The following is a 23,067-nucleotide window of genomic DNA, read 5'->3' as shown; positions in this document are numbered from 1 at the left end:
AGAACATGATGCAGGGCGAGACGGATGGATAGAACAGATCTTCTCCATGGCAATCACTGGCTATAAGCTAAGTCAGATCGTCGAGCATGCCTTTAAGAATATCACGTTTGTCATTTTCAACTATGACCGGTGCATCGAGCATTATCTCTTCTGGTCACTTCGGCGACTTGAGGTCACGTTACCCGATGCACAAGCTGCGATAGAGAATCTGAACATCATTCGGCCTTATGGAGGGCTAGGACCAATATTTCGGGATTCAGGAAGCAATCTCGTCTTCGGCGCGGCGCCGCAAAACAACTTATGGGGTCAAATTGATAGAATTCGTACTCTCACCGACATTGAGGTGATGCATGACCCGCAAAAGTTTTCTGCAGCGTGGGAAGCTGCTCAGCTGGTGATTTATCTTGGGTTTGGATTTCATCCACAGAACATGAGCCTACTGGCAAACCACAGTTTACAGCAGCGACGCGCCGTTAAAGTGCTCGCCACTACGGTCGGCATGCCTCCGTCTTCAGAGCTACGGACATCCCTCGCTAACGTCGCGATGACGACTGAACCAAAGGTCGAATTGCACGATATGACAGCCTCAAAGCTTTTGTCCGATCTTCGTTGGAGAATTAACTCGTTCGTCGGGTAAAGCGTGCAAGAAGGCACGCGTTTGCCGTCCGGCCCGGTCAGCAGATTCCCATGTCCTGATACTCGAGCGGCCGATTGAAGTTGCTGTTACTCACCACCGGGGCCCCCACCAGGCTCCGAGAACGTCAGCGCCACTGCGTCACCCTCGTCCGGGCTAGGCATCCCGCGCTTGCGCATGTCATCCTTGCTCTCGAGCATCAGGCGGCCGTCGCTGGTACTCGCGCTTGAAGTAATCGCCTCGATCTACGCAGATATTGCATCAAGGAGATCTGGCCTCCTCGATCCGTCACAATCCGACTATCGATCAGCTTGTAGTGGAAAAGCGGCACAGGACTGGCGCTGCAATTCCGGTGCCGACCTAGCCTGCAAAGCCTGGAGAGTCCGAGAGTCCCCGACCTAGGAGCTTGTCTGGATAGTCGCTGTTCAAATCTGGTCGGGTCTGATTCAACATTGGGCGATGAGCAAGTATTTTCGGCCTTGGAACATCGATCAGACGCTGCTTCTGCCGCCGAATGTGCAGGACTTCGTGCCGAAAGGCCATGTCTCGCGGTTTATGGTTGATCTGGTGCGGGAGAGCCTCGATCTCAGGGAGATCATGGGCAGCTATGTGAGCGGGCTTGGGCAGCCGCCGTTTGATCCGCGGATGATGGTGGCGCTGCTGCTGCATAGCTATGCGAGTGGGCTGTATTCGTCGCGTCGGATTGCCAAGGCCTGCCGGGAGCGGAACGATTTTGTGATGATCGTGGCGCTGGATGCGCCGGATTTTCGGACGATCTGCGACTTTCGCAAGCGACATTTGAAGGCGCTCGGCGCGCTATTCGTGCAGGTTCTGAAGTTGTGCGAGACGGCCGGGCTGGTCAAGCTCGGTCATGTCGCGCTGGATGGTACGAAGATCAAGGCGAACGCGTCGAAACACAAGGCGATGAGTTATGAGCGCATGAAGAAGCGCGAGGCGGAATTGAAGGCCGAGGTCGCTTGCATATTTCAGTGATGGTGAGCAGCGATTTCGCGCGATCATGAGCGGCGAATTCAGACGATCGTGAGCAGCCCGCTCCGGCCGAGGCGGTGATAGAGTCAGCGTTCTGGCTGCTCGTCAAGGGTGATGGTTCTGGCGTTGCGTTTTCGCATGCTTTCGCCGGCAAGCTGGAGGCGGTGAGCGTTATGGACGAGGCGATCGAGGACAGCGTCGGCGTAGGTTGGGTCTCCGATAACTTCGTGCCATGTGTCCACAGGGAGTTGGCTGGTTACGATGGTGGAGGCGCGGCCATGGCGGTCCTCAAGGACTTCCAGTAGATCGCGCCGTTCGGCAGCGGTGAGCACTGACAATCCCCAATCGTCCAAAATCAGAAGCTGGGCGCGGCCAAGGGTTTTGAGCAAGCGGGCATAACGTCCATCCCCCCGCGCGAGTGCCAACGCTTCGAACAATCTTGGGACGCGATGATAGAGAACCGAGCGATTGTCGCGGCAGGCCTTGTGGCCGAGGGCACAGGCTAACCAACTTTTGCCCAATCCGGTCGCTCCGGTTATGAGCAAATTCTCGTGGCGATCGATCCAGTCGCCGCTGACCAGCTTGGCGAAGACGGCCCGGTCGATACCCCGCGGCGTGCGCAAATCGACGTCCTCCAAGCAAGCATTCTGGCGGAGCGCGGCCAGCTTGAGGCGCGTAGTGAGCCGCCTGGTGTCGCGTTCCGCGGCTTCCCGGTCGACCAGCAGGCCGATGCGATCTTCGAACGGCAAGGCTTCGAGATCAGGTGATCGTCGCTGCTCCTCGAAGGCCTTGGCCATGCCGCTCAAGCCGAGCTCGATCAGGCGTTCGTGGGTGGGATGGGTGAGCATACAGGTCTCCTTGGCTTCAGTGGAAATAATCCCGGCCGCGGATGTTGCCGTGGCGCAGGGGTTGGGGTTCGGAGGGCTCGTCGAGAAAGGTGCGATCCAGGCCGTTCTGGAGGATGGAGCGGATCGAGGCGACGGATCGCGCCTTGATCAGAATGCCGCGCCGGCAGGCCGCGTCGACGCGCTCGGCGCTGTAGCTTTTGGCCAGCGACAGAATGCCGAGGCAGGTGCGAAAGCCTTGCTCGGGATGCGGCCGGGCCGCGATCACGGCCTGGAAGAAGGCGGCGGTCGACGGACCGATCCGCTCGCCGGCGGCGATCACTCCGGCGGGCGTCCATTGGCCGTAGCGCCGATGGGCGCTGGGCATGTGGTCGGCGGTGGTGGTGTGGCCCCGCCGGTTGGGCGCGCGGGCGTGGCTGGCGATCCTGCGGCCGTTGTGGAAGATCTCGACCGTCCTGTCGTCGATGCGGGCATCGACAAGCTCACGGATGAGCCGATATGGCGTGGAATACCAGTGTCCATCGATCTCGATATGATAGTCGGGGCCGACCCGGCATCGCTTCCAGCGCGCGAAAGCGTAAGCCTGATCCGGCAGCTTTGTGAGCTTGGGCTTGTCGAGTTCGGAGAACAGTTCGGCGCGGCTGGCGCCAAAGTCGCGCATCTGCCGGGCATTGAGTTCGACGACGAGTATTTTGATGGCTGCGTTCAGCTCCGCCAACGAAAAGAAGCGTTGGTTGCGCAGCCGCGCCAAAATCCATCTCTGGGCGACTTGCACCGCAACTTCGACCTTTGCCTTATCTTTTGGGCGCCGCGGCCGGGCTGCGAGAATGGCCGTGCCGTAATGGCTCGCCATCTCGGCATAGGTTCGGTTGAGGCCAGGATCGTGGCGGTCGGGATTGGTGACGGCGGCCTTGAGATTGTCGCAGACCACGAATGTCGGCGCGCCGCCGAGGAAGGCGAAAAGGTTGATGTGGACCCGGATCCAGTCGGCGAGCCCCTCGCTTGGGCAGGCCTCGGCGTAGGTATAGTTGGAGGCGCCCATCGCTGCGACGAACAGCTTCATCGACTGCACTTCCCCACTTGAGGGGGCGATGACGTCGATGGTGTCGCCGGCGAAATCCACGAAAACCTTCTCGCCGCCCAGATGGGTCTGCCGCATCGAAGGCCGGGCTCGCCCCTTCCAGGCCTCGTAGGTCGTGCAGAACCATGTGTAGCCGAATCCATCGGGATGGCTGGCGCTATACTCGTCCCACAGCAGCCGGCGGGTCACGTTGCGCCGGCGCAGCTCCTTGTCGACATAGCCCCAGTCGGGAACGGGCCGCTGTGGGCTCTGTGACGCAGGCCTCGGCGCAGGGAAAAGCAGCAGCTCCAGGTCTTCGTCGGTCATTCCGACCGGCAACGGCCAGTTCAGTCCGGCAGCCCCGGCTCGGCGCAGATAGCTGTGCACGGCTCCGTTGCTGATGCCCAGGGTGCGCGCGATGGCTCGCTCCGGCAAGCCTTGAACATGTTTTAAGCGGAGAACCTCTTTGATCCGGCGCATCGACAATCTCTGGGTGGGCATCGGCCTTCCTCGTTCACTGACGAGGCAGTTCCTAAGCCGGTTGAGTTGTCGGCCGAAGCGGGCTGAGCCGCTGAAAAGCTGCTCACGATCCCGCGAAATCCGTGCTCACGATCGTCTGAAATCTCTGCTCACGATCCCCTGAAATCCGTGCTCACGATCCCGCGAAACATGCAGTCGCTCGCATGCTGGCGGCCGCCGAGGCGGCGGATGCCTCGGAGGATGAGACTTTCGGCAACAGCGACGAACTGCCGGACTGGACCGTCGACAAGCAGAAACGGCTGGCGAAGATCCAGCGTATCCGTCCGAGGGCGGCCGTCTTGCGAGTTTTTCCGATCTGTAGCTGACTGTCCTTATGGACGGACATAAGGACAGTGCGGTGCTGAGCCGCATGGATTTGGTGGAGACCGGTCGGCGGCGACGCTGGACGCGTGCGGAGAAGCTCAGAATCGTAGAGGAGAGCTTCTCGGGGCCACGACTGGTGTCGGCGACGGCTCGCCGGTATGGGATATCACGTCAGCTTCTGCTGAGCTGGCGCAAGGCTTGGACCTGTCATGATCCGGCCGAAGAGGATTCGATCGGCCCGACATTCGTCCCTGCGATAGTTGCGGCAAGTACGCCGCCAACGACGGAAGCTGTCGAGACAGGTCAGATCGAAATCGTGAGCCCTCAGGGGCTGCGCGTGGTCTTCGGCCCCGGTGCGGATATCGAGGCGGTCGTTCGAATTGCTCGGGGCCTGGCGCGCCGATGATCCCGATCCCGACGGGCGTGCGGGTGTGGCTGGCGACGGGCCATACCGACATGCGGTGCGGCTTTCCGAGCCTGGCTCTGCGCGTGCAGGAAGTGCTCAAGCGCGACGCCATGGGCGGCGGTCTTTTCTGCTTCCGGGGCAAACGCGGTGATCTATTGAAGGTCATTTGGCACGATGGCCAGGGCGCCTGCTTGTTCACCAAAAGACTCGAGAGAGGCAGGTTCATCTGGCCATCGGTTGCTGGTGAATCGGTAACGATCTCTCCGGCGCAGTTGAGCTATCTGTTGTCCGGGATCGATTGGCGCAACCCTCAAGAAACCCAGCGTCCGACGCGGGTCGGATAGTCGTTTTACGGTTTGAATCTGCTGCTTGATCTGATTCAATGGCTCCATGATATCGAAGCCGGATGATCTTCCATCGGACCTTGTCAGTGCCCTGGCGGCGCTGCAGGCCGAGCGTGAGGCGCGACAGAAAGCCGAGGCGAAGGCCGCCAACTGGCAGGCGCAAGCCGCGAATGCGCAGGCGAAACTGTCGGATACCGAGGCGCTGATCGCTCATCTCGAGTTGCGCATCGAGAAGCTGAAACGCGAACTGCACGGGCAGCGATCCGAGCGCTCGGCACGGCTGCTCGAGCAGTTGGAGTTGGAGCTCGAAGAACTCGTCACCACGGCGAGCGAGGATGAGCTTGCCGCACAGGCCGCAGCGGCGAAGACGCAGAACGTCCGCCCCTTCATGCGCAAGCGGCCGGTGCGCAAGCCATGGCCTGACGATATCGAACGCGAGCGCGTCGTCATTGAGACTCCAACGACCTGCGCCTGCTGCGGTGGATCGCGGCTGGCGAAGATCGGTGAGGATGTGACCAAGACGCTGGAGGAGATTCCGCGCCGCTTCAAGCTGATCGAGACGGTACGCGAGAAGTTCACCTGCCGCGATTGCGAGAAGATCAGCCAGCCGCCCGCGCCGTTCCATGCCACGCCGCGCGGCTTCATCGGCCCACAATTGCTGGCGACGATCCTGTTCGACAAGTTCGGCATGCATATCCCGCTCAACCGCCAGAGTGCGCGCTTTAAGGCCGAGGGGATCGACCTGCCGTTGTCGACGCTGGCCGACCAGGTCGGCCACGGGACCTTCGCCGTCATGCCGCTCTTCCACTTGATCGAACGCCACGTGCTCGCTGCCGAGCGCCTTCATGGCGACGACACCACCATCCGTATTCTGGCGAAGGGCAAGTGCACGACCGGGCGGATCTGGACTTATGTGCGGGATGACCGGCCGTTCGCCGGGCCTGCGCCGCCGGCAGCGGTCTATTACGCCTCGAGCGACCGACGAGGCGAGCATCCACAGAGACATCTGGCCGCCTTCGCCGGCATCTTGCAGGCGGATTGCTACAGCGGCTTCGAGCCGCTGTTCGACCCGCAGAAGAAGGCGCTGCCGATTACGCCGGCGTTTTGCGTGGCCCATGCGCGGCGGGGCTTCTTCGAGCTGGCTGATATCGAGAAAAATGCTCGGGAAGGCAAGAAAGGCAAACCGGTCTCCCCGATCGCGCTGGAGGCTGTCAGACGCCTCGATACGTTGTTCGAGATCGAGCGCGCCATCAACGGCCGCGGTGCCGGCGAGCGGCGTGCCGCTCGCCAGGAACAGAGTAAGTCACTTCTCGAGGACATGCATGCCTGGCTGCTCCGCGAGCGCGAAACCCTCTCGCGTTCCTCCGAGGTCCTGAAGCCGATTAACTACATGCTCAGGCGCTGGGACGGCTTCGCCCGCTTCCTCGACGACGGCAGGATCTGCTTGACCAACAATTGCGCTGAGCGCGCATTGAGAGGCATCGCCTTGGGAAGGCGCAACTGGACCTTCGCCGGCAGCCAGCGCGGCGCCGACCGTGCCGCCATCATGCTGACGATGATCACGACCTGTCGCCTCAACGACGTCGATCCCAAGGCCTGGCTCGCCGACGTCCTGGCCCGTATCGCCGATCATCCCGCATCGCGTCTGCACGAGCTCTTGCCCTGGGAATGGAAGCTCCTGCGCCAGGCCGACAAGCCAGCCAATCAGCAGGCCGCCTGACCTTCACCCTTCACCCAATGCCATCATAGACCTCGCCGTGCCCGCGCGCATGCGTCAATCAGGCGGCCTCCGTCGTATGCGTACGATCCAGCAAGCGATGGCGGCGCTGGAAGCGGACGCCAAACTGGCGGCGGAGGAAGAGCGCCGCATCGAGGCCGAAAAGGAACAGCAGCGCCAGGCCGAAGGCCGCAAGAAGCCGGGCAAACCGGCGGCGCTGCCATCGGAGGAACCCAATCCCAAGGCGCAACGCAACTTCACCGATCCGGAAAGCCGCATCATGAAGTCGAAGGATGGCTTCGTTCAGGCCTATAATGCCCAGGCGGCCGTCGATGCACATGCCCAGATCATTGTCGCGCAAGAACTGACCCAGCACGGCAGCGATCAGGGCCAGTTGGTGCCCCTGATCGAGGCCATCGAGAGCAATCTTGGCCGCAAGCCGCGGCAGGCCTCAGCGGATTCCGGCTACTGCAGCGAAGCCAATCTCGAAGCGCTCGACACACGCAGCATCGATGGCTATGTCGCGCCCGGTCGCGCCAAGCACCCGACAGTAGCGAACGGAAAAGTCGGCGGCCCGCTGACACAGGCCATGCGAAAGAAGATCGACGATGGCGGCTTCGAAACACCCTACCGATTGCGAAAGCAAGTGGTGGAGCCGGTGTTCGGGCAGATCAAACAGGCAAGAGGCTTCCGCCAGTTCCTGTTGCGGGGCATCGAGAAAGTGCGCGCCGAGTGGACAATGATCTGCACCGTCCATAACCTCCTCAAGCTGTTCAACCTCGCAAACGCAGCCTGAGCCTGCTACTCTACAACAAATGCCCGTCACGAAAACATATCTGGACGGGCTCCTAGCCCGTCTTATTCGTCAGAGGGCGCCTGAGAGGCTGGCGAGCGTGGTGTAAAGCGCTAATGCGGCGTAGGATTCGGTTGCAAAGCCAACCCCATCACCTTCAGCCGCGAACACCACGCCCGCCATGACCGATGATACGATTCCGCCCTTCTCGTTTCCAGCCGTTCACGCCAAGAAAGTCACAGCTGCCTTCGAAGGCGGTCGGCTGACCTCGAACGGGGGCGTGATGCTTCTGGCGATGGCCGAGCGGCGTCTCGGCTTGGCCGACAATTTGGCCCGGGTGTTCCCGGATCGGCGCGATCCGACGCGGGTCGTGCACAGCCTTGTCGATATGTTCCGCGCGCGCATGTTCGCGATCTGCTGCGGCTACGAGGACGCCGACGACCTCGATCATCTGCGGTCCGATCCCGCATTCAAGCTGGCCTGCGGACGGCTGCCGGACACGGGTCGCGATCTGTGTTCCCAACCGACGCTGTCGCGGCTGGAGAATGCTCCGCGCCTGCGCGACGTGATCCGACTGACCTACACTTTGGTCGACGCATGGATGGATAGCTACCCGCGCGAGCCGGCATCCGTCACGCTCGACATCGATGATACCTGCGATGTCGTCCACGGCCATCAGCAGCTCTCGCTGTTCAACGCTCATTATGACGAACGCTGCTTCCTGCCGATCCACGTCTACGACACGGAGAAGAGCCGGCCCGTGGCGGTCGTGCTGCGGCCCGGCAAGACGCCGGGCGGCGTCGAGGTGCGTGCCCATCTGCGCCGCCTGATACGGCATATCCGGACGCGGTGGCACAACACGCGAATTACGTTCCGTGGCGACGGGCACTATGCCCGGCCGGAGGCCATGACGTGGTGCGAGACCAACGGCATCGACTACATCTTCGGTCTGTCCGGCACCAAGCCGCTCGCCAGAAAAGTCGACGAGGCCGCCGACGACATCCGCACGCGACGCGCCATCGAGAACCTGCCGGTTCTGCGTGGCTATACCGAGACGCGCCACAAGGCAAAGTCCTGGGATCGCGAACGGCGCACCGTCGCCCGTATTGAGGCGACGATGCTCGGCCTCGACATCCGTTTGGTCGTCACCAGCCTCGATGTCGGCTCGGCCGAGTGGATCTACGACAGCCTGTATTGCGCGCGCGGCCAAGCCGAGAATCTGATCAAGCTGCATAAGACACAGCTCGCCTCCGATCGCACCAGCTGCCGTTCGGCGCTCGCCAATCAAGTCCGCCTCGTTCTCCACACCGCCGCTTATTGGCTGATGCTGACCGTGCACGACGCGATTCCCAAAGCCCGGGAATTGGCCACAGCCGAGTTCGCGACGCTGCGCTGGTTCCGGTCCTTCGTGCCCGGGGGCCCAGGCCGTCGGCGTGAGCCGCTCCAGCCTGAGCTATCCGCCCATGGCGACATCAGCCCCTGAGTCGGTTCTGCAGTGCCTGCCGATTGGCAACGAGGTTGCTGAGGTTCAGCAGGTCTGGTTCCCGTCCTTGCTCCAATTGCCTAACCAGCGCCCGCGTGCCGTCCACCACGAAGACGCCGCAATCATACCCGTTCCGCTGCCGGGCCATGCCGGCTGGCTCCAGGCGGAGGTCCAGCCGACCTGCGAGATGTTCTGCATCCTTGTGGTTGAGTCCCCCGTAGGAATCGTAGTGATAGGCGACCGGCCGCCCCCGGTCTCTGCGATCAACGAACAGCAGCGACCAATGGTTGCCGAGGCTATTAGGATCTTCAGGATCGGCATTAATCACGGGCAGGAACAGGAAGTCGGCTGTATCGTTACCATTATCGTAGACGATGCGCTGGAATTCGGTTCGCACGACGCCATCGTCGTTAGAGCGCAGATAATTTAGGACGATGAGGGGATTCACGAACCGCGTCCGGGCGGCGAGATCCGGATGGTTCCTCCGCAAATCCAGCTCCTGGAGCCGGTAATCCCTGTCGATATGCTCGTCGCCCAGCCATTCCGTGTCCTCGAGCACCAGCCCGCGGCCGTGGGAGGAGGCTGTCGGACCTAAAGCCCCGATCTGAGCATCAGCGGAGGTGCTCGGAAACGGCCGTACAGAATTAGCATCGTCGCGTGGTTCGGACGGCGTGGGCGCAGTCAGATCAACCAATGGAAAACCACGGTAGGTGTCTGAGCGAGCCCTGGCAGCGGGCGCCGGCTCAAAGTGAGCATCGTCGCGCAATTCGGACGGCGGGGGCGCATCCAGATCAACAAAAGACTCAAGACCGCCGTAGGTGTCTGAGCGAGACTTGGCAGCGGGCGCCGGCTCAAAGTGAGCATCGTCGCGTGATTCGGACGACGTGGGCGCATCCAGATCAACAAAAGACTCAAGACCGCCGTAGGTGTCTGACGGAGCCCTGCTGGTTGATGGTGAGGCCGGCTCTTGCATCTGCCGCCGCGCCAGCTCCTCGCGCAACCACGCCAAAGCTTCATCATCCGAGAAGGCTGGCGCCGGAGAAAGCCCCTGCGGCGAGCCGGGCTGTCGAACGCCCTGGTGATGACCCGGTACTGGCCCGGCAAACGGCGGCGGAAAGTCAGGCGCCGGGCTCCAAGCATTGTCACGCAACTCGAACGGTGCGGGCGGATTCGGATGAACCGCTGCCTCAAGACCGCCTTCGATGTCTGAAGGAGCCCTGGCAGAGTGCGCTGACGCTGCTTCCAGGGTCGGCCACATACTCCAATCAAAGTTGAGCGGCATCTGCGGCGACCAGGTTGAGGTGGACCTGGCAGGTTCCTGCTCTCGAGCTTGGACTATCTCCTGCGCCTGCTCAGGGGGAACCCCGGACCACGGTGGGCCGTCTTCCACCATCAAACGCAGATCCTGATCGTAACCTCCCTGCGGCGCGCTGTGCGCAGGGGCGCCTCCGACGTACGTCGCGACCGCATGCGGCGCCGTGGCATCTTCGTGCCCGCTCGCCTGCATCATCGGCTGCGCCTGCCATGGCGATGCACCCTGTTGATGGGTGGGGGCCACCGACGTCAGCAGGCGACCGCCTGAATTGGCGATCTCGCTCAGCTGCCGCTCGCTGGCAAGGCCGTGCAGATTGTCTAGGGGCCTCGGCCTCTTCGCTGGCCTCAACTCAGCTGTGTCATGCTCATCGTTGATGAGGACCTCCTCGCTTGGCAGGAGGTTGCTCCTGGCAAGTGCAGCCATCGGCTCGTCCAGGAACTGCTGGCGGTCGTAGCCCCAGTTCAAGGGACGAATGGTCTCTCCGGGATCCGATGACTGGTCATGGCGCGCGGCTGGCTCGAGAGATGACGACGGGCCGGGTTCGTCCATCAGCTCCCAAAGCAAATCCTGATCGTAGCCTTCCGGGAGGACCAATGGCCGACTGCCCGCGTCCTGCGACGCGCTGTGCTGCGCAGCGGCGTCGCCGACGCGCCACGGCTCCATCAGTACCGCGTCTTCGAGATCAGGAACGGGGGAAATATGGCGCTCGAACTCCATCGCTTTAGCGCCGGCCTGCGATTTTCGGAGATCGGCCAGCGCGGCACCGATACGCCGATTACCCCCGGCGTCCTTCCTATAGCGCTTAACATCTTCATCCAACGTGTTGCCGGAAAGCCGACCAGCAATGCCCTTCTTGTTGTTTTCACGCAGGTAGTCACTGAAACTGCGTAGAGCAACTGCATACGTCTTGCTGGTCCCTGTCGCTGCTTCGTTTTTGTACTCTTCGATGAGAGCCACGTCCTGGGGGGGAGGATTTAGCTCAGCGCGGCCTGTGATCGGCCCGACTCCGCCCGTCGACTGGAAGGTCCGGAGATGGTCTATTGCCGGACGGAGTCTCCTGTTATGACCCTTTTCGATGGCCTCGCGCGCATCATCGGTCAGCGACTGGTCGTCGAGCCGAGCAGCAATTGGATCTTTGTTATTTGCGAAGAGCCAGCGGCCAAAGCTGCGAAGAGAACTTACATAGGCGTAGGCGGTTTGGTTGGCGGCGTTGCCATTGCGGAGGGCCTCCTCAAGCCCCGAAATAAGGCGAGCGTCCTCGGAATAAAGAGGCTCCATGCTCCGCCCTATCAAAACCCCAGCTGACTGAGCCGGCTGCAGCGCCGAGGCGGCCGGCATTGCTCCACCACCTCCATTTGAATTGGCGATCTCGCTCAGCTGCCGCTCGCCGGCAAGGCCGTGCAGATTGTCTAGGGTCCTCGGCCTCTTCGCTGGCCGCAACTCAGCTGTGTCATGCTCATCGTTGATGAGGACCTCCTCGCTTGGCAGGAGGTTGCTCCTGGCAAGTGCAGCCATCGGCTCGTCCAGGAACTGCTGGCGGTCGTAGCCCCAGTTCAAGGGACGAATGGTCTCTCCGGGATCCGATGACTGGTCATGGCGCGCGGCTGGCTCGAGAGATGACGACGGGCCGGGTTCGTCCATCAGCTCCCAAAGCAAATCCTGATCGTAACCTTCCGGGAGGACCAATGGCTGACTGACAGCTCCCTGCGGCGCGCTGTGCTGCGCAGCGGCGTCGCCGACGCGCCACGGCTCCATCAGTGCCGCGTCTTCGGGATCAGGAACTGGGGAAATATGGCGCTCGAGCTCCATCGCTTTAGCGCCGGCCTGCGATTTTCGGAGATCAGCCAGTGCGGCACCGATATTCCGATTACCCCCGGCGTCCCTATAGCGCTTAACATCTTCATCCAACGTGTTGCCGGAAAGCCGACCAGCAATGCCCTTCTTGTTGTTTTCACGCAGGTAGTCACTGAAACTGCGAAGAAAACCTGCATAAATCTTGCTGGTCCTTGTCGCTGCTTCGTTTTTGTACTCTTTGATGAGGGCCACGTCCTGGGGGTGAGGATTTAGGTCAGCGCGGCCTGTGATCGGCGCGACTCCGCCCGTCGACTGGACGGTCCGGAGATGGCCTATTGCCGGACGGAGGTTCCTGTGATGACCCTTTTCGATGGCCTCGCGCGCATCATCGGTCAGCGACTGGTCGTCGAGCCGAGCAGCAATCGGATCTTTGTTATTTGCGAAGAGCCAGCGGCTGAAGCTGCGAAGAGAATATACATAGCTGTAGGCGGTTTGGTTGGGGACATTGCCCTTGATGAGGGCCTTCTTAAGCCCCGAAATAAGGCGAGCGTCCTCGGAATAAAGAGGCTCCATGCTCCGCCCTATCAAAACCCCAGCTGACTGAGCCGGCTGCAGCGCAGCGGCGGCGGGCATTGCTCCACCACCTCCACTTGAATTGGCGATCTCGCTCAGTTGCCGCTCGCCGGCAAGGCCGTGCAGATTGTCTAGGGTCCTCGGCCTCTTCGCTGGCCGCAACTCAGCTGTGTCATGCTCATCGTTGATGAGGACCTCCTCGCTTGGCAGGAGGTTGCTCCTGGCAAGTGCAGCCATCGGCTTGTCCAGGAACGGCTGGCGGTCGTAGCCCCAGTTCAAGGGACGAATGGTCTCTCCGGGATCCGATGACTGGTCATGGCGCGCGGCTGGCTCGAGAGATGACGACGGGCCGGGTTCGTCCATCAGCTCCCAAAGCAAATCCTGATCGTAGCCTTCCGGGAGGACCAATGGCCGACTGCCCGCGTCCTGCGACGCGCTGTGCTGCGCAGCGGCGTCGCCGACGCGCCACGGCTCCATCAGTACCGCGTCTTCGAGATCAGGAACGGGGGAAATATGGCGCTCGAACTCCATCGCTTTAGCGCCGGCCTGCGATTTTCGGAGATCGGCCAGCGCGGCACCGATACGCCGATTACCCCCGGCGTCCTTCCTATAGCGCTTAACATCTTCATCCAACGTGTTGCCGGAAAGCCGAGCAGCAATGCCCTTCTTGTTGTTTTCACGCAGGTAGTCACTGAAACTGCGAAGAAAACCTGCATAAATCTTGCTGGTCCTTGTCGCTGCTTCGTTTTTGTACTCTTTGATGAGAGCCACGTCCTGAGGGTGAGGATTTAGCTCAGCGCGGCCTGTGATCGGCGCGACTTCGCCCGTCGACTGGACGGTCCGGAGATGGTCTATTGCCGGACGGAGTCTCCTGTTATGACCCTTTTCGATGGCCTCGCGCGCATCATCGGTCAGCGACTGGTCGTCGAGCCGAGCAGCAATCGGATCTTTGTTATTTTCGAAGAGCCAGCGGCCGAAGCTGCGAAGAGAACCTACATAGCTGGAGGCGGTTTTGTAGGCGGCGTTGCCATTGCGGAGGAGGACCTCCTCAAGCCCCGAAATAAGGCGAGCGTCCTCGGAATAAAGAGGCTGCTTGCTCCGCCCTATCAAAACCCCCGTTGACTGAGCCGGCTGCAGCGCCGAGGCGGCCGGCATTGCTCCACCACCTCCATTTGAATTGGCGATCTCGCTCAGTTGCCGCTCAAAGGTCGCCGCATCTGCGGACGGCGCCGCGGGTGAACTCTCTTGCGGGCCCGTGCTGTCCGATTGTTCACGCACCCACTTGATCGAGGGGAAATCCATCCCTTCTCCCTTTCAAAATATGAACCTAGCCTTCGATCTGACATGCTGGGAATCAGCAACAAACCACCCTTTACAGCCCTCGACAGGCACGCACCGTGAGCATCGGCAGCCGATGTGCTTCCAGTGCGACCAACCCTGTTAAATGGGGAAGCTGTCGAGAAACTGATGACGACAACGTGCCGCGAGCATGGTGCATGACCTGCGCGCTTCGCCGTCAACAGCCGATAGACCGAAGATTCAGAGACAAAATACTGCTTCTCATCGGTGAGGCGTACGGCCAGCTTTCGCGGCGAGGACTATCTCCAGCCAACATCTTGACAGGATGCGCTGAACGCGCGAGTCAAAATCGAAACGCAACCAACTTTTGGTGCCTTACAATTCAGTATTAATCTTGAAACGCCTATTGCATCGGCGATGTCGTCTAGCCCGTCTTATTCGTCAGAGGGCGCCTGAGAGGCTGGCGAGCGTGGTGTAAAGCGCTGATGCGGCGTAGGATTCGGTTGCAAAGCCACCCCATCACCTTCAGCCGCGAACACCACGCCCGCCATGACCGATGATACGATTCCGCCCTTCTCGTTTCCAGCCGTTCACGCCAAGAAAGTCACAGCTGCCTTCGAAGGCGGTCGGCTGACCTCGAACGGGGGCGTGATGCTTCTGGCGATGGCCGAGCGGCGTCTCGGCTTGGCCGACAATTTGGCCCGGGTGTTCCCGGATCGGCGCGATCCGACGCGGGTCGTGCACAGCCTTGTCGATATGTTCCGCGCGCGCATGTTCGCGATCTGCTGCGGCTACGAGGACGCCGACGACCTCGATCATCTGCGGTCCGATCCCGCATTCAAGCTGGCCTGCGGACGGCTGCCGGACACGGGTCGCGATCTGTGTTCCCAACCGACGCTGTCGCGGCTGGAGAATGCTCCGCGCCTGCGCGACGTGATCCGACTGACCTACACTTTGGTCGACGCATGGATGGATAGCTACCCGCGCGAGCCGGCATCCGTCACGCTCGACATCGATGATACCTGCGATGTCGTCCACGGCCATCAGCAGCTCTCGCTGTTCAACGCTCATTATGACGAACGCTGCTTCCTGCCGATCCACGTCTACGACACGGAGAAGAGCCGGCCCGTGGCGGTCGTGTTGCGGCCCGGCAAGACGCCGGGCGGCGTCGAGGTGCGTGCCCATCTGCGCCGCCTGATACGGCATATCCGGACGCGGTGGCACAACACGCGAATTACGTTCCGTGGCGACGGGCACTATGCCCGGCCGGAGGCAATGGCGTGGTGCGAGACCAACGGCATCGACTACATCTTCGGTCTGTCCGGCACCAAGCCGCTCGCCAGAAAACTCGACGAGGCCGCCGACGACATCCGCACGCGACGCGCCATCGAGAACCTGCCGGTTCTGCGTGGCTATACCGAGACGCGCCACAAGGCCAAGTCCTGGGATCGCGAACGGCGTACCGTCGCCCGTATTGAGGCGACGATGCTCGGCCTCGACATCCGTTTGGTCGTCACCAGCCTCGATGTCGGCTCGGCCGAGTGGATCTACGACAGCCTGTATTGCGCGCGCGGCCAAGCCGAGAATCTGATCAAGCTGCATAAGACACAGCTCGCCTCCGATCGCACCAGCTGCCGTTCGGCGCTCGCCAATCAAGTCCGCCTCGTTCTCCACACCGCCGCTTATTGGCTGATGCTGACCGTGCACGACGCGATTCCCAAAGCCCGGGAATTGGCCACAGCCGAGTTCGCGACGCTGCGCTGGTTCCGGTCCTTCGTGCCCGGGGGCCCAGGCCGTCGGCGTGAGCCGCTCCAGCCTGAGCTATCCGCCCATGCGACATCAGCCCCTGAGTCGGTTCTGCAGTGCCTGCCGATTGGCAACGAGGTTGCTGAGGTTCAGCAGGTCTGGTTCCCGTCCTTGCTCCAATTGCCTAACCAGCGCCCGCGTGCCGTCCACCACGAAGACGCCGCAATCATACCCGTTCCGCTGCCGGGCCATGCCGGCTGGCTCCAGGCGGAGGTCCAGCCGACCTGCGAGATGTTCTGCATCCTTGTGGTTGAGTCCCCCGTAGGAATCGTAGTGATAGGCGACCGGCCGCCCCCGGTCTCTGCGATCAACGAACAGCAGCGACCAATGGTTGCCGAGGCTATTAGGATCTTCAGGATCGGCATTAATCACGGGCAGGAACAGGAAGTCGGCTGTATCGTTACCATTATCGTAGACGATGCGCTGGAATTCGGTTCGCACGACGCCATCGTCGTTAGAGCGCAGATAATTTAGGACGATGAGGGGATTCACGAACCGCGTCCGGGCGGCGAGATCCGGATGGTTCCTCCGCAAATCCAGCTCCTGGAGCCGGTAATCCCTGTCGATATGCTCGTCGCCCAGCCATTCCGTGTCCTCGAGCACCAGCCCGCGGCCGTGGGAGGAGGCTGTCGGACCTAAAGCCCCGATCTGAGCATCAGCGGAGGTGCTCGGAAACGGCCGTACAGAATTAGCATCGTCGCGTGGTTCGGACGGCGTGGGCGCAGTCAGATCAACCAATGGAAAACCACGGTAGGTGTCTGAGCGAGCCCTGGCAGCGGGCGCCGGCGCTGCTTCCAGGGTCGGCCACATACTCCAATCAAAGTTGAGCGGCATCTGCGGCGACCAGGTTGAGGTGGACCTGGCAGGTTCCTGCTGTCCAGCTTGGACTATGTCCTGCGCCTGCTCAGGGGGAACCCCGGACCACGGTGGGCCGTCTTCCACCATCAAACGCAGGTCCTGATCGTAACCTTCCGGGAGGACCAATGGCCGAGCTCCCTGCGGCGCGCTGTGCTGCGCAGCGGCGCCTCCGACGTACGTCGCGACCACATGCGGCGCCGTGGCATCTTCGTGCCCGCTCGCCTGCATCATCGGCTGCGCCTGCCATGGCGATGCACCCTGTTGATGGGTGGGGGACGCCGACGTCAGCAGGCGACCGCCTGAATTGGCGATCTCGCTCAGCTGCCGCTCGCCGGCAAGGCCGTGCAGATTGTCTAGGGGCCTCGGCCTCTTCGCTGGCCTCAACTCAGCTGTGTCATGCTCATCGTTGATGAGGACCTCCTCGCTTGGCAGGAGGTTGCTCCTGGCAAGTGCACCCATCGACTCGTCCGGGAACTGCTGGCGGTCGTAGCCCCAGTTCAAGGGACGAATGGTCTCTCCGGGATCCGATGACTGGTCATGGCGCGCGGCTGGCTCGAGAGATGACGACGGGCCGGGTTCGTCCATCAGCTCCCAAAGCAAATCCTGATCGTAGCCTTCTACAGGAAGCACCTCCTCTGGCCAACTGCCCGCGTCCTGCGACGCGCTGTGCTGCGCAGCGGCGTCGCCGACGCGCCACGGCTCCATCAGTGCCGCGTCTTCGGGATCAGGAACGGGGGAAATATAGCGCTCGAACTCCATCGCTTTAGCGCCGGCCTGCGATTTTCGGAGATCAGCCAGTGCGGCACCGATAGTCCGATTACCCCCGGCGTCCTTCCTATAGCGCTTAACATCTTCATCCAACGTGTTGCCGGAAAGCCGACCAGCAATGCCCTTCTTGTTGTTTTCACGCAGGTAGTCACTGAAACTGCGTAGAGATACTGCATACGTCTTGCTGGTCGCTCCTTCGTTACTATACTCTGTGATGAGGGCCACGTCCTGGGGGTGAGGCTTCAGCTGCGCGCGTCCTACGATCGGCACGACCCCGCCCGTCGAATGGAAGGTCCGGAGATGGTCTATTGCCTTTAGGAGGAGACCGGACTTACCGTTTCCGGCGAACTCGCGCGCATCATCGATCAGCGACTGGTCGTCGAGCCGAGCAGCAATCGGATCTTTGTTATTTGCGAAGAGCCAACGGCCAAAGCTGAGAAGAGTATTTACATTGTTCTTGGCGGTGCCCTTGGCGCCGTTGCCCTTGATGAGGCCCTTCTCAAGCCCCGAAATAAGGCGAGCGTCCTCCGAATAAAGAGGCTGCTTGCTCCGCCCCATCAAAACCCCAGCTGACTGAGCCGGCTGCAGCGCCGAGGCGGCCGGCATTGCTCCACCACCTCCACTTGAATTGGCGATCTCGCTCAGTTGCCGCTCGCCGGCAAGGCCGTGCAGATTGTCTAGGGTCCTCGGCCTCTTCGCTGGCCGCAACTCAGCTGTGTCATGCTCATCGTTGATGAGGACCACCTCGCTTGGCAGGAGGTTGCTCCTGACAAGTGCAGCCATCGGCTCGTCCGGGAACTGCTGGCGGTCGTAGCCCCAGTTCAAGGGACGAATGGTCTCTCCGGGATCCGATGACTGGTCATGGCGCGCGGCTGGCTCGAGAGATGACGACGGGCCGGGTTCGTCCATCAGCTCCCAAAGCAAATCCTGATCGTAGCCTTCTACAGGAAGCACCTCCTCTGGCCAACTGAAAGCTCGCTGCGACGCGCTGTGCTGCGCAGCGGCGCCGCCGGCGCCCCACGGCTCCATCAGTGCCGCGTCTTCGGGATCAGGAACGGGGGAAATATAGCGCTCGAACTCCATCGCTTTAGCGCCGGCCTGCGATTTTCGGAGATCAGCCAGTGCGGCACCGATATTCCGATCCCCACCGGCGTCTTTCCTATAGCGCTTAACATCTTCATCCAACGTGTTGCCGGAAAGCCGACCAGCAATGCCCGGCTTGCTGCTTTTACGCAGGTAGTCACTGAAACTGCGAAGAACACTTGCATACATCCTGCCGGTCCCTGTCGCTGCTTCGTTTTTGTACTCTTCGATGAGAGCCACGTCCTGGGGGTGAGGATTCAGCTCAGCGCGGCCTGAGATCGGCCCGACTCCGCCCGTCGACTGGAAGGTCCGGAGATGGTCTATTGCCGGACGGAGTGCCCTGTTATGACCCTTTTCGATGGCCTCGCGCGCATCATCGGTCAGCGACTGGTCGTCGAGCCGAGCAGCAATTGGATCTTTGTTATTTGCGAAGAGCCAGCGGCCAAAGCTGCGAAGAGAACTTACATAGGCGTAGGCGGTTTGGTTGGCGGCGTTGCCATTGCGGAGGGCCTCCTCAAGCCCCGAAATAAGGCGAGCGTCCTCGGAATAAAGAGGCTCCATGCTCCGCCCTATCAAAACCCCAGCTGACTGAGCCGGCTGCAGCGCCGAGGCGGCCGGCATTGCTCCACCACCTCCATTTGAATTGGCGATCTCGCTCAGCTGCCGCTCGCCGGCAAGGCCGTGCAGATTGTCTAGGGTCCTCGGCCTCTTCGCTGGCCGCAACTCAGCTGTGTCATGCTCATCGTTGATGAGGACCTCCTCGCTTGGCAGGAGGTTGCTCCTGGCAAGTGCAGCCATCGGCTCGTCCAGGAACTGCTGGCGGTCGTAGCCCCAGTTCAAGGGATGAATGGACTCTCCGGGATCCGATGACTGGTCATGGCGCGCGGCTGGCTCGAGAGATGACGAAGGGCCGGGTTCGTCCATCAGCTCCCAAAGCAAATCCTGATCGTAGCCTTCTGCAGGAAGCCGCTCCTTTGGCCAACTGCCCGCGTCCTGCGACGCGCTGTGCTGCGCAGCGGCGCCGCCGGCGGGCATCGGCTCCATCAGTGCCGCGTTTTCGGGATCAGGAACGGGGGAAATATGGCGCTCGAGCTCCATCGCTTTAGCGCCGGCCTGCGATTTTCGGAGATCAGCCAGTGCGGCACCGATATTCGGATCCCCACCGGCGTCCTTCCTATAGCGCTTAACATCTTCATCCAACGTGTTGCCGGAAAGCCGAGCAGCAATGCCCGGCTTGCTGCTTTTACGCAGGTAGTCACTGAAACTGCGAAGAACACTTGCATGCCTCTTGCCGGTCCCTGTCGCTGCTTCGTTTTTGTACTCTTTGATGAGAGCCACGTCCTGGGGGTGAGGATTTAGCTCAGAGCGGCCTGTGATCGGCACGACTCCGCCCGTCGACTGGAAGGTCCGGAGATGGTCTATTGCCGGACGGAGTGCCCTGTTATGACCCTTTTCGATGGCCTCGCGCGCATCATCGGTCAGCGACTGGTCGTCGAGCCGAGCAGCAATCGGATCTTTGTTATTTGCGACGAGCCAGCGGCCGAAGCTGCGAAGAGAATATATATAGCGGTAGGCGGTTTCGTTGGCGGCGCTGCCATTGCGGAGGGCCTCCTCAAGCCCCGAAATAAGGCGAGCATCCTCGGAATAAAGAGGCTGCTTGCTGCGCCCTTTCAAAACCCCAGCTGACTGAACCGGCTGCAGCGCCGAGGCGGCCGGCATTGCTCCACCACCTCCATTTGAATTGGCGATCTCGCTCAGCTGCCGCTCGCTGGCAAGGCCGTGCAGATTGTCTAGGGTCCTCGGCCTCTTCGCTGGCCGCAACTCAGCTGTGTCATGCTCATCGTTGATGAGGACCTCCTCGCTTGGCAGGAGGCTGCTCCTGGCAAGTGCAGCCATCGGCTCGTGCAGGAACTGCTGGCGGTCGTAGCCCCAGTTCAAGGGATGAATGGACTCTCCGGGATCCGATGACTGGTCATGGCGCGCGGCTGGCTCGAGAGATGACGACGGGCCGGGTTCGTCCATCAGCTCCCAAAGCAAATCCTGATCGTAGCTTTCTGCAGGAAGCCGCTCCTTTGGCCAACTGCCCGCGTCCTGCGACGCGCTGTGCTGCGCAGCGGCGCCGCCGGCGGGCATCGGCTCCATCAGTGCCGCGTCTTCGGGATCTGGAACGGGGGAAATATGGCGCTCGCGCTCCATCGCTTTAGCGCCGGCCTGCGATTTTCGGAGATCAGCCAGTGCGGCACCGATAGTCGGATTACCCCCGGCGTCCTTCCTATAGCGCTCAACATCTTCATCCAACGTGTTGCCGGAAAGCCGAGCAGCAATGCCCTTCTTGTTGTTTTCACGCAGGTAGTCACTGAAACTGCGTAGAGCAGTTGCATGCCTCTTGCCGGTCCCTGTCGCTGCTTCGTTTTTGTATTCTTTGATGAGGGCCACGTCCTGGGGGTGAGGATTCAGCTCAGCGCGGCCTGCGATCGGCCCGACTCCGCCCGTCGACTGGAAGGTCCGGAGACGATCTATTGCCGGACGGAGTGCCCTGTTATGACCCTTTTCGATGGCCTCGCGCGCATCATCGGTCAGCGACTGGTCGTCGAGCCGAGCAGCAATCGGATCTTTGTTATTTGCGACGAGCCAGCGGCCGAAGCTGCGAAGAGAATATATATAGCGGTAGGCGGTGTGGTTGGCGGCGTTGCCATTGCGGAGGGCCTCCTCAAGCCCCGAAATAAGGCGAGCATCCTCGGAATAAAGAGGCTGCTTGCTGCGCCCTTTCAAAACCCCAGCTGACTGAACCGGCTGCAGCGCCGAGGCGACCGGCATTGCTCCACCACCTCCATTTGAATTGGCGATCTCGCTCAGTTGCCGCTCAAAGGTCGCCGCATCTGCGGACGGCGCCGCGGGTGAACTCTCTTGCGGGCCCGTGCTGTCCGATTGTTCACGCACCCACTTGATCGAGGGGAAATCCATCCCTTCTCCCTTTCAAAATATGAACCTAGCCTTCGATCTGACATGCTGGGAATCAGCAACAAACCACCCTTTACAGCCCTCGACAGGCACGCACCGTGAGCATCGGCAGCCGATGTGCTTCCAGTGCGACCAACCCTGTTAAATGGGGAAGCTGTCGAGAACCTGATGACCAACGTGCCGCGCCAAGACAGCATGGTGCATGTGCCTGCGCGCTTCGCCGTCAACAGCCGATAGACCGAAGATTCAGAGACAAAATACTGCTTCTCAATTCCCAAAGTCCGGGAATTGGCCACTGCCGAGTTAGCGACGCTGCGTCTTCGGCTCTTGAAAATCGCCGCCCGTGTGGTCGAGACCACGCGCCGCACTCGCCTTGCATTCGCCGCGGCATGTCCCGAAGCCGACCTGATCCGCGGCTTGCCCGGCGCGCTGCTGCCGCTCGGTCCTTGACCGGCGGGGCGTCCGCCCCCCGTTCGCCCAACCTACACCTCAAGCGCGTTGCAAAGTACGGGTCGTCAGGCGGTGAAAAGCCGAAGGCAATCCCGCGCGCCTCGTCAGAGCAGATGTGCGGCCACATCAATCGGACTAAAAAAACGCACTCTCACGAATAGGACGGGCTAGCGCATCCCCTGACGTCCAGATTCCAATAAGTTCTTTGAAAAACTCTTCGATTAATCCTGGAACATCTCCTGAAGGCGGAGCCTGATAAATAACCTGCCCAGTTTGAATATTGGCGACTTGAACGGGAACGTCGCGATATTCGCCCGGCTTGTCCAAAAGAAATAGCGTCCCGCACCGATGCAGTTCTCGAAGCGCCATTTCATTTGGAGCGTTAGGGACCTCGTTAGGTTTGTTGAAACTAATGAGAAGTGTAACCAGTGCTTCTAGGAGCTTGTCTGGATAGTCGCTGTTCAAATCTGGTCGGGTCTGATTCAACATTGGGCGATGAGCAAGTATTTTCGGCCTTGGAACATCGATCAGACGCTGCTTCTGCCGCCGAATGTGCAGGACTTCGTGCCGAAAGGCCATGTCTCGCGGTTTATGGTTGATCTGGTGCGGGAGAGCCTCGATCTCAGGGAGATCATGGGCAGCTATGTGAGCGGGCTTGGGCAGCCGCCGTTTGATCCGCGGATGATGGTGGCGCTGCTGCTACATAGCTATGCGAGTGGGCTGTATTCGTCGCGTCGGATTGCCAAGGCCTGCCGGGAGCGGAACGATTTTGTGATGATCGTGGCGCTGGATGCGCCGGATTTTCGGACGATCCGCGACTTTCGCAAGCGACATTTGAAGGCGCTCGGCGCGCTATTCGTGCAGGTTCTGAAGTTGTGCGAGACGGCCGGGCTGGTCAAGCTCGGTCATGTCGCGCTGGATGGTACGAAGATCGTAAGCGCGCATTTTACTGCACAGGCTGCGCGCGCGGCTGGCCGCGGCGTCGCGTGGCGCCGGGGCCCAGCGGGATCATCGGAACGGCTTGATTGATCCTGAGCGTTTGACG

General features: G+C 61.2%; 12 protein-coding genes and 4 pseudogenes. 11 read left to right on the top strand and 5 right to left on the bottom strand.

Features of this window, described 5'->3' with window-relative positions; all coding sequences use genetic code 11:
- Positions 1–46: 46 nt before the first annotated feature.
- Complete coding sequence (locus tag HAP54_RS22140; RefSeq protein ID WP_166303863.1) at positions 47–637, top strand: hypothetical protein; 591 nt, start codon at positions 47–49, stop codon at positions 635–637.
- Between the two features lie 456 nt (positions 638–1,093).
- Positions 1,094–1,609, top strand: a pseudogene (locus HAP54_RS22135) (transposase); the annotation flags it as partial.
- Between the two features lie 101 nt (positions 1,610–1,710).
- Here the strand turns inward: HAP54_RS22135 and istB are convergent.
- Positions 1,711–2,472 (bottom strand): IS21-like element helper ATPase IstB, encoded by a 762-nt coding sequence (gene istB, locus HAP54_RS22130; RefSeq protein WP_029085260.1) that lies wholly within the window; start codon positions 2,470–2,472, stop codon positions 1,711–1,713.
- A gap of 16 nt (positions 2,473–2,488) precedes the next feature.
- Positions 2,489–4,030, bottom strand: a complete 1,542-nt coding sequence (gene istA / locus HAP54_RS22125) for an IS21 family transposase (RefSeq protein ID WP_166303857.1) — start codon at positions 4,028–4,030, stop codon at positions 2,489–2,491.
- Positions 4,031–4,212: 182 nt separating this feature from the next.
- On the opposite strand from istA, the gene HAP54_RS22120 reads away from it, so the two are divergent.
- The 6 genes and pseudogenes from HAP54_RS22120 to HAP54_RS22095 form a co-directional block, all read left to right on the top strand.
- Positions 4,213–4,374 (top strand): hypothetical protein, encoded by a 162-nt coding sequence (locus HAP54_RS22120; protein ID WP_166303854.1) that lies wholly within the window; start codon positions 4,213–4,215, stop codon positions 4,372–4,374.
- A gap of 8 nt (positions 4,375–4,382) precedes the next feature.
- The gene (gene tnpA / locus HAP54_RS22115) at positions 4,383–4,778 is read left to right on the top strand and encodes an IS66-like element accessory protein TnpA (RefSeq protein WP_166202956.1); all 396 of its coding nucleotides are present in this window, start codon (positions 4,383–4,385) and stop codon (positions 4,776–4,778) included.
- Positions 4,775–5,122, top strand: coding sequence for an IS66 family insertion sequence element accessory protein TnpB (tnpB, locus tag HAP54_RS22110; protein ID WP_063676425.1), 348 nt, complete (start codon positions 4,775–4,777; stop codon positions 5,120–5,122). Before tnpA ends, tnpB begins: the two co-directional genes overlap by 4 nt.
- Before the next feature lie 46 nt (positions 5,123–5,168).
- On the top strand, positions 5,169–6,842 hold the full coding sequence (gene tnpC, locus HAP54_RS22105) for an IS66 family transposase (protein WP_166205228.1): 1,674 nt from the start codon (positions 5,169–5,171) through the stop codon (positions 6,840–6,842).
- A gap of 76 nt (positions 6,843–6,918) precedes the next feature.
- On the top strand, positions 6,919–7,635 hold the full coding sequence (locus tag HAP54_RS22100) for a transposase (RefSeq protein ID WP_166303851.1): 717 nt from the start codon (positions 6,919–6,921) through the stop codon (positions 7,633–7,635).
- Positions 7,636–7,813: 178 nt separating this feature from the next.
- A pseudogene (locus HAP54_RS22095) lies at positions 7,814–9,025 on the top strand (IS1380 family transposase); the annotation flags it as partial.
- Positions 9,026–9,104: 79 nt separating this feature from the next.
- On the opposite strand, the gene HAP54_RS22090 reads toward HAP54_RS22095, so the two are convergent.
- Positions 9,105–14,099, bottom strand: a complete 4,995-nt coding sequence (locus tag HAP54_RS22090) for a Ulp1 family isopeptidase (RefSeq protein ID WP_224741832.1) — start codon at positions 14,097–14,099, stop codon at positions 9,105–9,107.
- A gap of 546 nt (positions 14,100–14,645) precedes the next feature.
- Here HAP54_RS22090 and HAP54_RS22085 point away from each other — a divergent pair.
- Positions 14,646–15,857 (top strand): annotated as a pseudogene (locus HAP54_RS22085) (IS1380 family transposase); the annotation flags it as partial.
- 78 nt (positions 15,858–15,935) lie between these two features.
- Here HAP54_RS22085 and HAP54_RS22080 read toward each other — a convergent pair.
- A complete protein-coding gene (locus HAP54_RS22080) occupies positions 15,936–21,575 on the bottom strand; it encodes a Ulp1 family isopeptidase (RefSeq protein WP_224741833.1) in 5,640 nt (1,879 codons plus the stop codon).
- A 264-nt stretch (positions 21,576–21,839) separates the two neighbouring features.
- On the opposite strand from HAP54_RS22080, the pseudogene HAP54_RS22075 reads away from it, so the two are divergent.
- A pseudogene (locus tag HAP54_RS22075) lies at positions 21,840–22,022 on the top strand (transposase); the annotation flags it as partial.
- A gap of 135 nt (positions 22,023–22,157) precedes the next feature.
- On the opposite strand, the gene HAP54_RS22070 reads toward HAP54_RS22075, so the two are convergent.
- A complete protein-coding gene (locus tag HAP54_RS22070) occupies positions 22,158–22,511 on the bottom strand; it encodes a hypothetical protein (protein WP_165128085.1) in 354 nt (117 codons plus the stop codon).
- Between the two features lie 6 nt (positions 22,512–22,517).
- Between HAP54_RS22070 and HAP54_RS22065 the strand changes: the two genes are divergently transcribed.
- A complete protein-coding gene (locus HAP54_RS22065) occupies positions 22,518–23,051 on the top strand; it encodes a transposase (RefSeq protein ID WP_166303845.1) in 534 nt (177 codons plus the stop codon).
- The last annotated feature ends 16 nt before the right edge of the window (positions 23,052–23,067 follow it).

Origin of the sequence: Bradyrhizobium sp. 2S1 (assembly GCF_011516625.5) — a bacterium.
GTDB classification, from domain to species: domain Bacteria; phylum Pseudomonadota; class Alphaproteobacteria; order Rhizobiales; family Xanthobacteraceae; genus Bradyrhizobium; species Bradyrhizobium septentrionale.
This window is presented reverse-complemented; position numbering and strand designations above follow the sequence as displayed.

What these genes read in the sequence shown, in the direction of transcription:
- HAP54_RS22120 (WP_166303854.1), top strand. Translation starts at nt 4,213, where the DNA reads ATGCTGGCGGCCGCCGAGGCGGCGGATGCCTCGGAGGATGAGACTTTC.
- tnpA (WP_166202956.1), top strand. Translation starts at nt 4,383, where the DNA reads ATGGACGGACATAAGGACAGTGCGGTGCTGAGCCGCATGGATTTGGTG.
- tnpB (WP_063676425.1), top strand. Translation starts at nt 4,775, where the DNA reads ATGATCCCGATCCCGACGGGCGTGCGGGTGTGGCTGGCGACGGGCCAT.
- istA (WP_166303857.1), bottom strand. Translation starts at nt 4,030, where the DNA reads ATGCCCACCCAGAGATTGTCGATGCGCCGGATCAAAGAGGTTCTCCGC.
- HAP54_RS22065 (WP_166303845.1), top strand. Translation starts at nt 22,518, where the DNA reads ATGAGCAAGTATTTTCGGCCTTGGAACATCGATCAGACGCTGCTTCTG.
- HAP54_RS22080 (WP_224741833.1), bottom strand. Translation starts at nt 21,575, where the DNA reads ATGGATTTCCCCTCGATCAAGTGGGTGCGTGAACAATCGGACAGCACG.
- HAP54_RS22100 (WP_166303851.1), top strand. Translation starts at nt 6,919, where the DNA reads ATGCGTACGATCCAGCAAGCGATGGCGGCGCTGGAAGCGGACGCCAAA.
- tnpC (WP_166205228.1), top strand. Translation starts at nt 5,169, where the DNA reads ATGATATCGAAGCCGGATGATCTTCCATCGGACCTTGTCAGTGCCCTG.
- HAP54_RS22070 (WP_165128085.1), bottom strand. Translation starts at nt 22,511, where the DNA reads ATGTTGAATCAGACCCGACCAGATTTGAACAGCGACTATCCAGACAAG.
- istB (WP_029085260.1), bottom strand. Translation starts at nt 2,472, where the DNA reads ATGCTCACCCATCCCACCCACGAACGCCTGATCGAGCTCGGCTTGAGC.
- HAP54_RS22140 (WP_166303863.1), top strand. Translation starts at nt 47, where the DNA reads ATGGCAATCACTGGCTATAAGCTAAGTCAGATCGTCGAGCATGCCTTT.
- HAP54_RS22090 (WP_224741832.1), bottom strand. Translation starts at nt 14,099, where the DNA reads ATGGATTTCCCCTCGATCAAGTGGGTGCGTGAACAATCGGACAGCACG.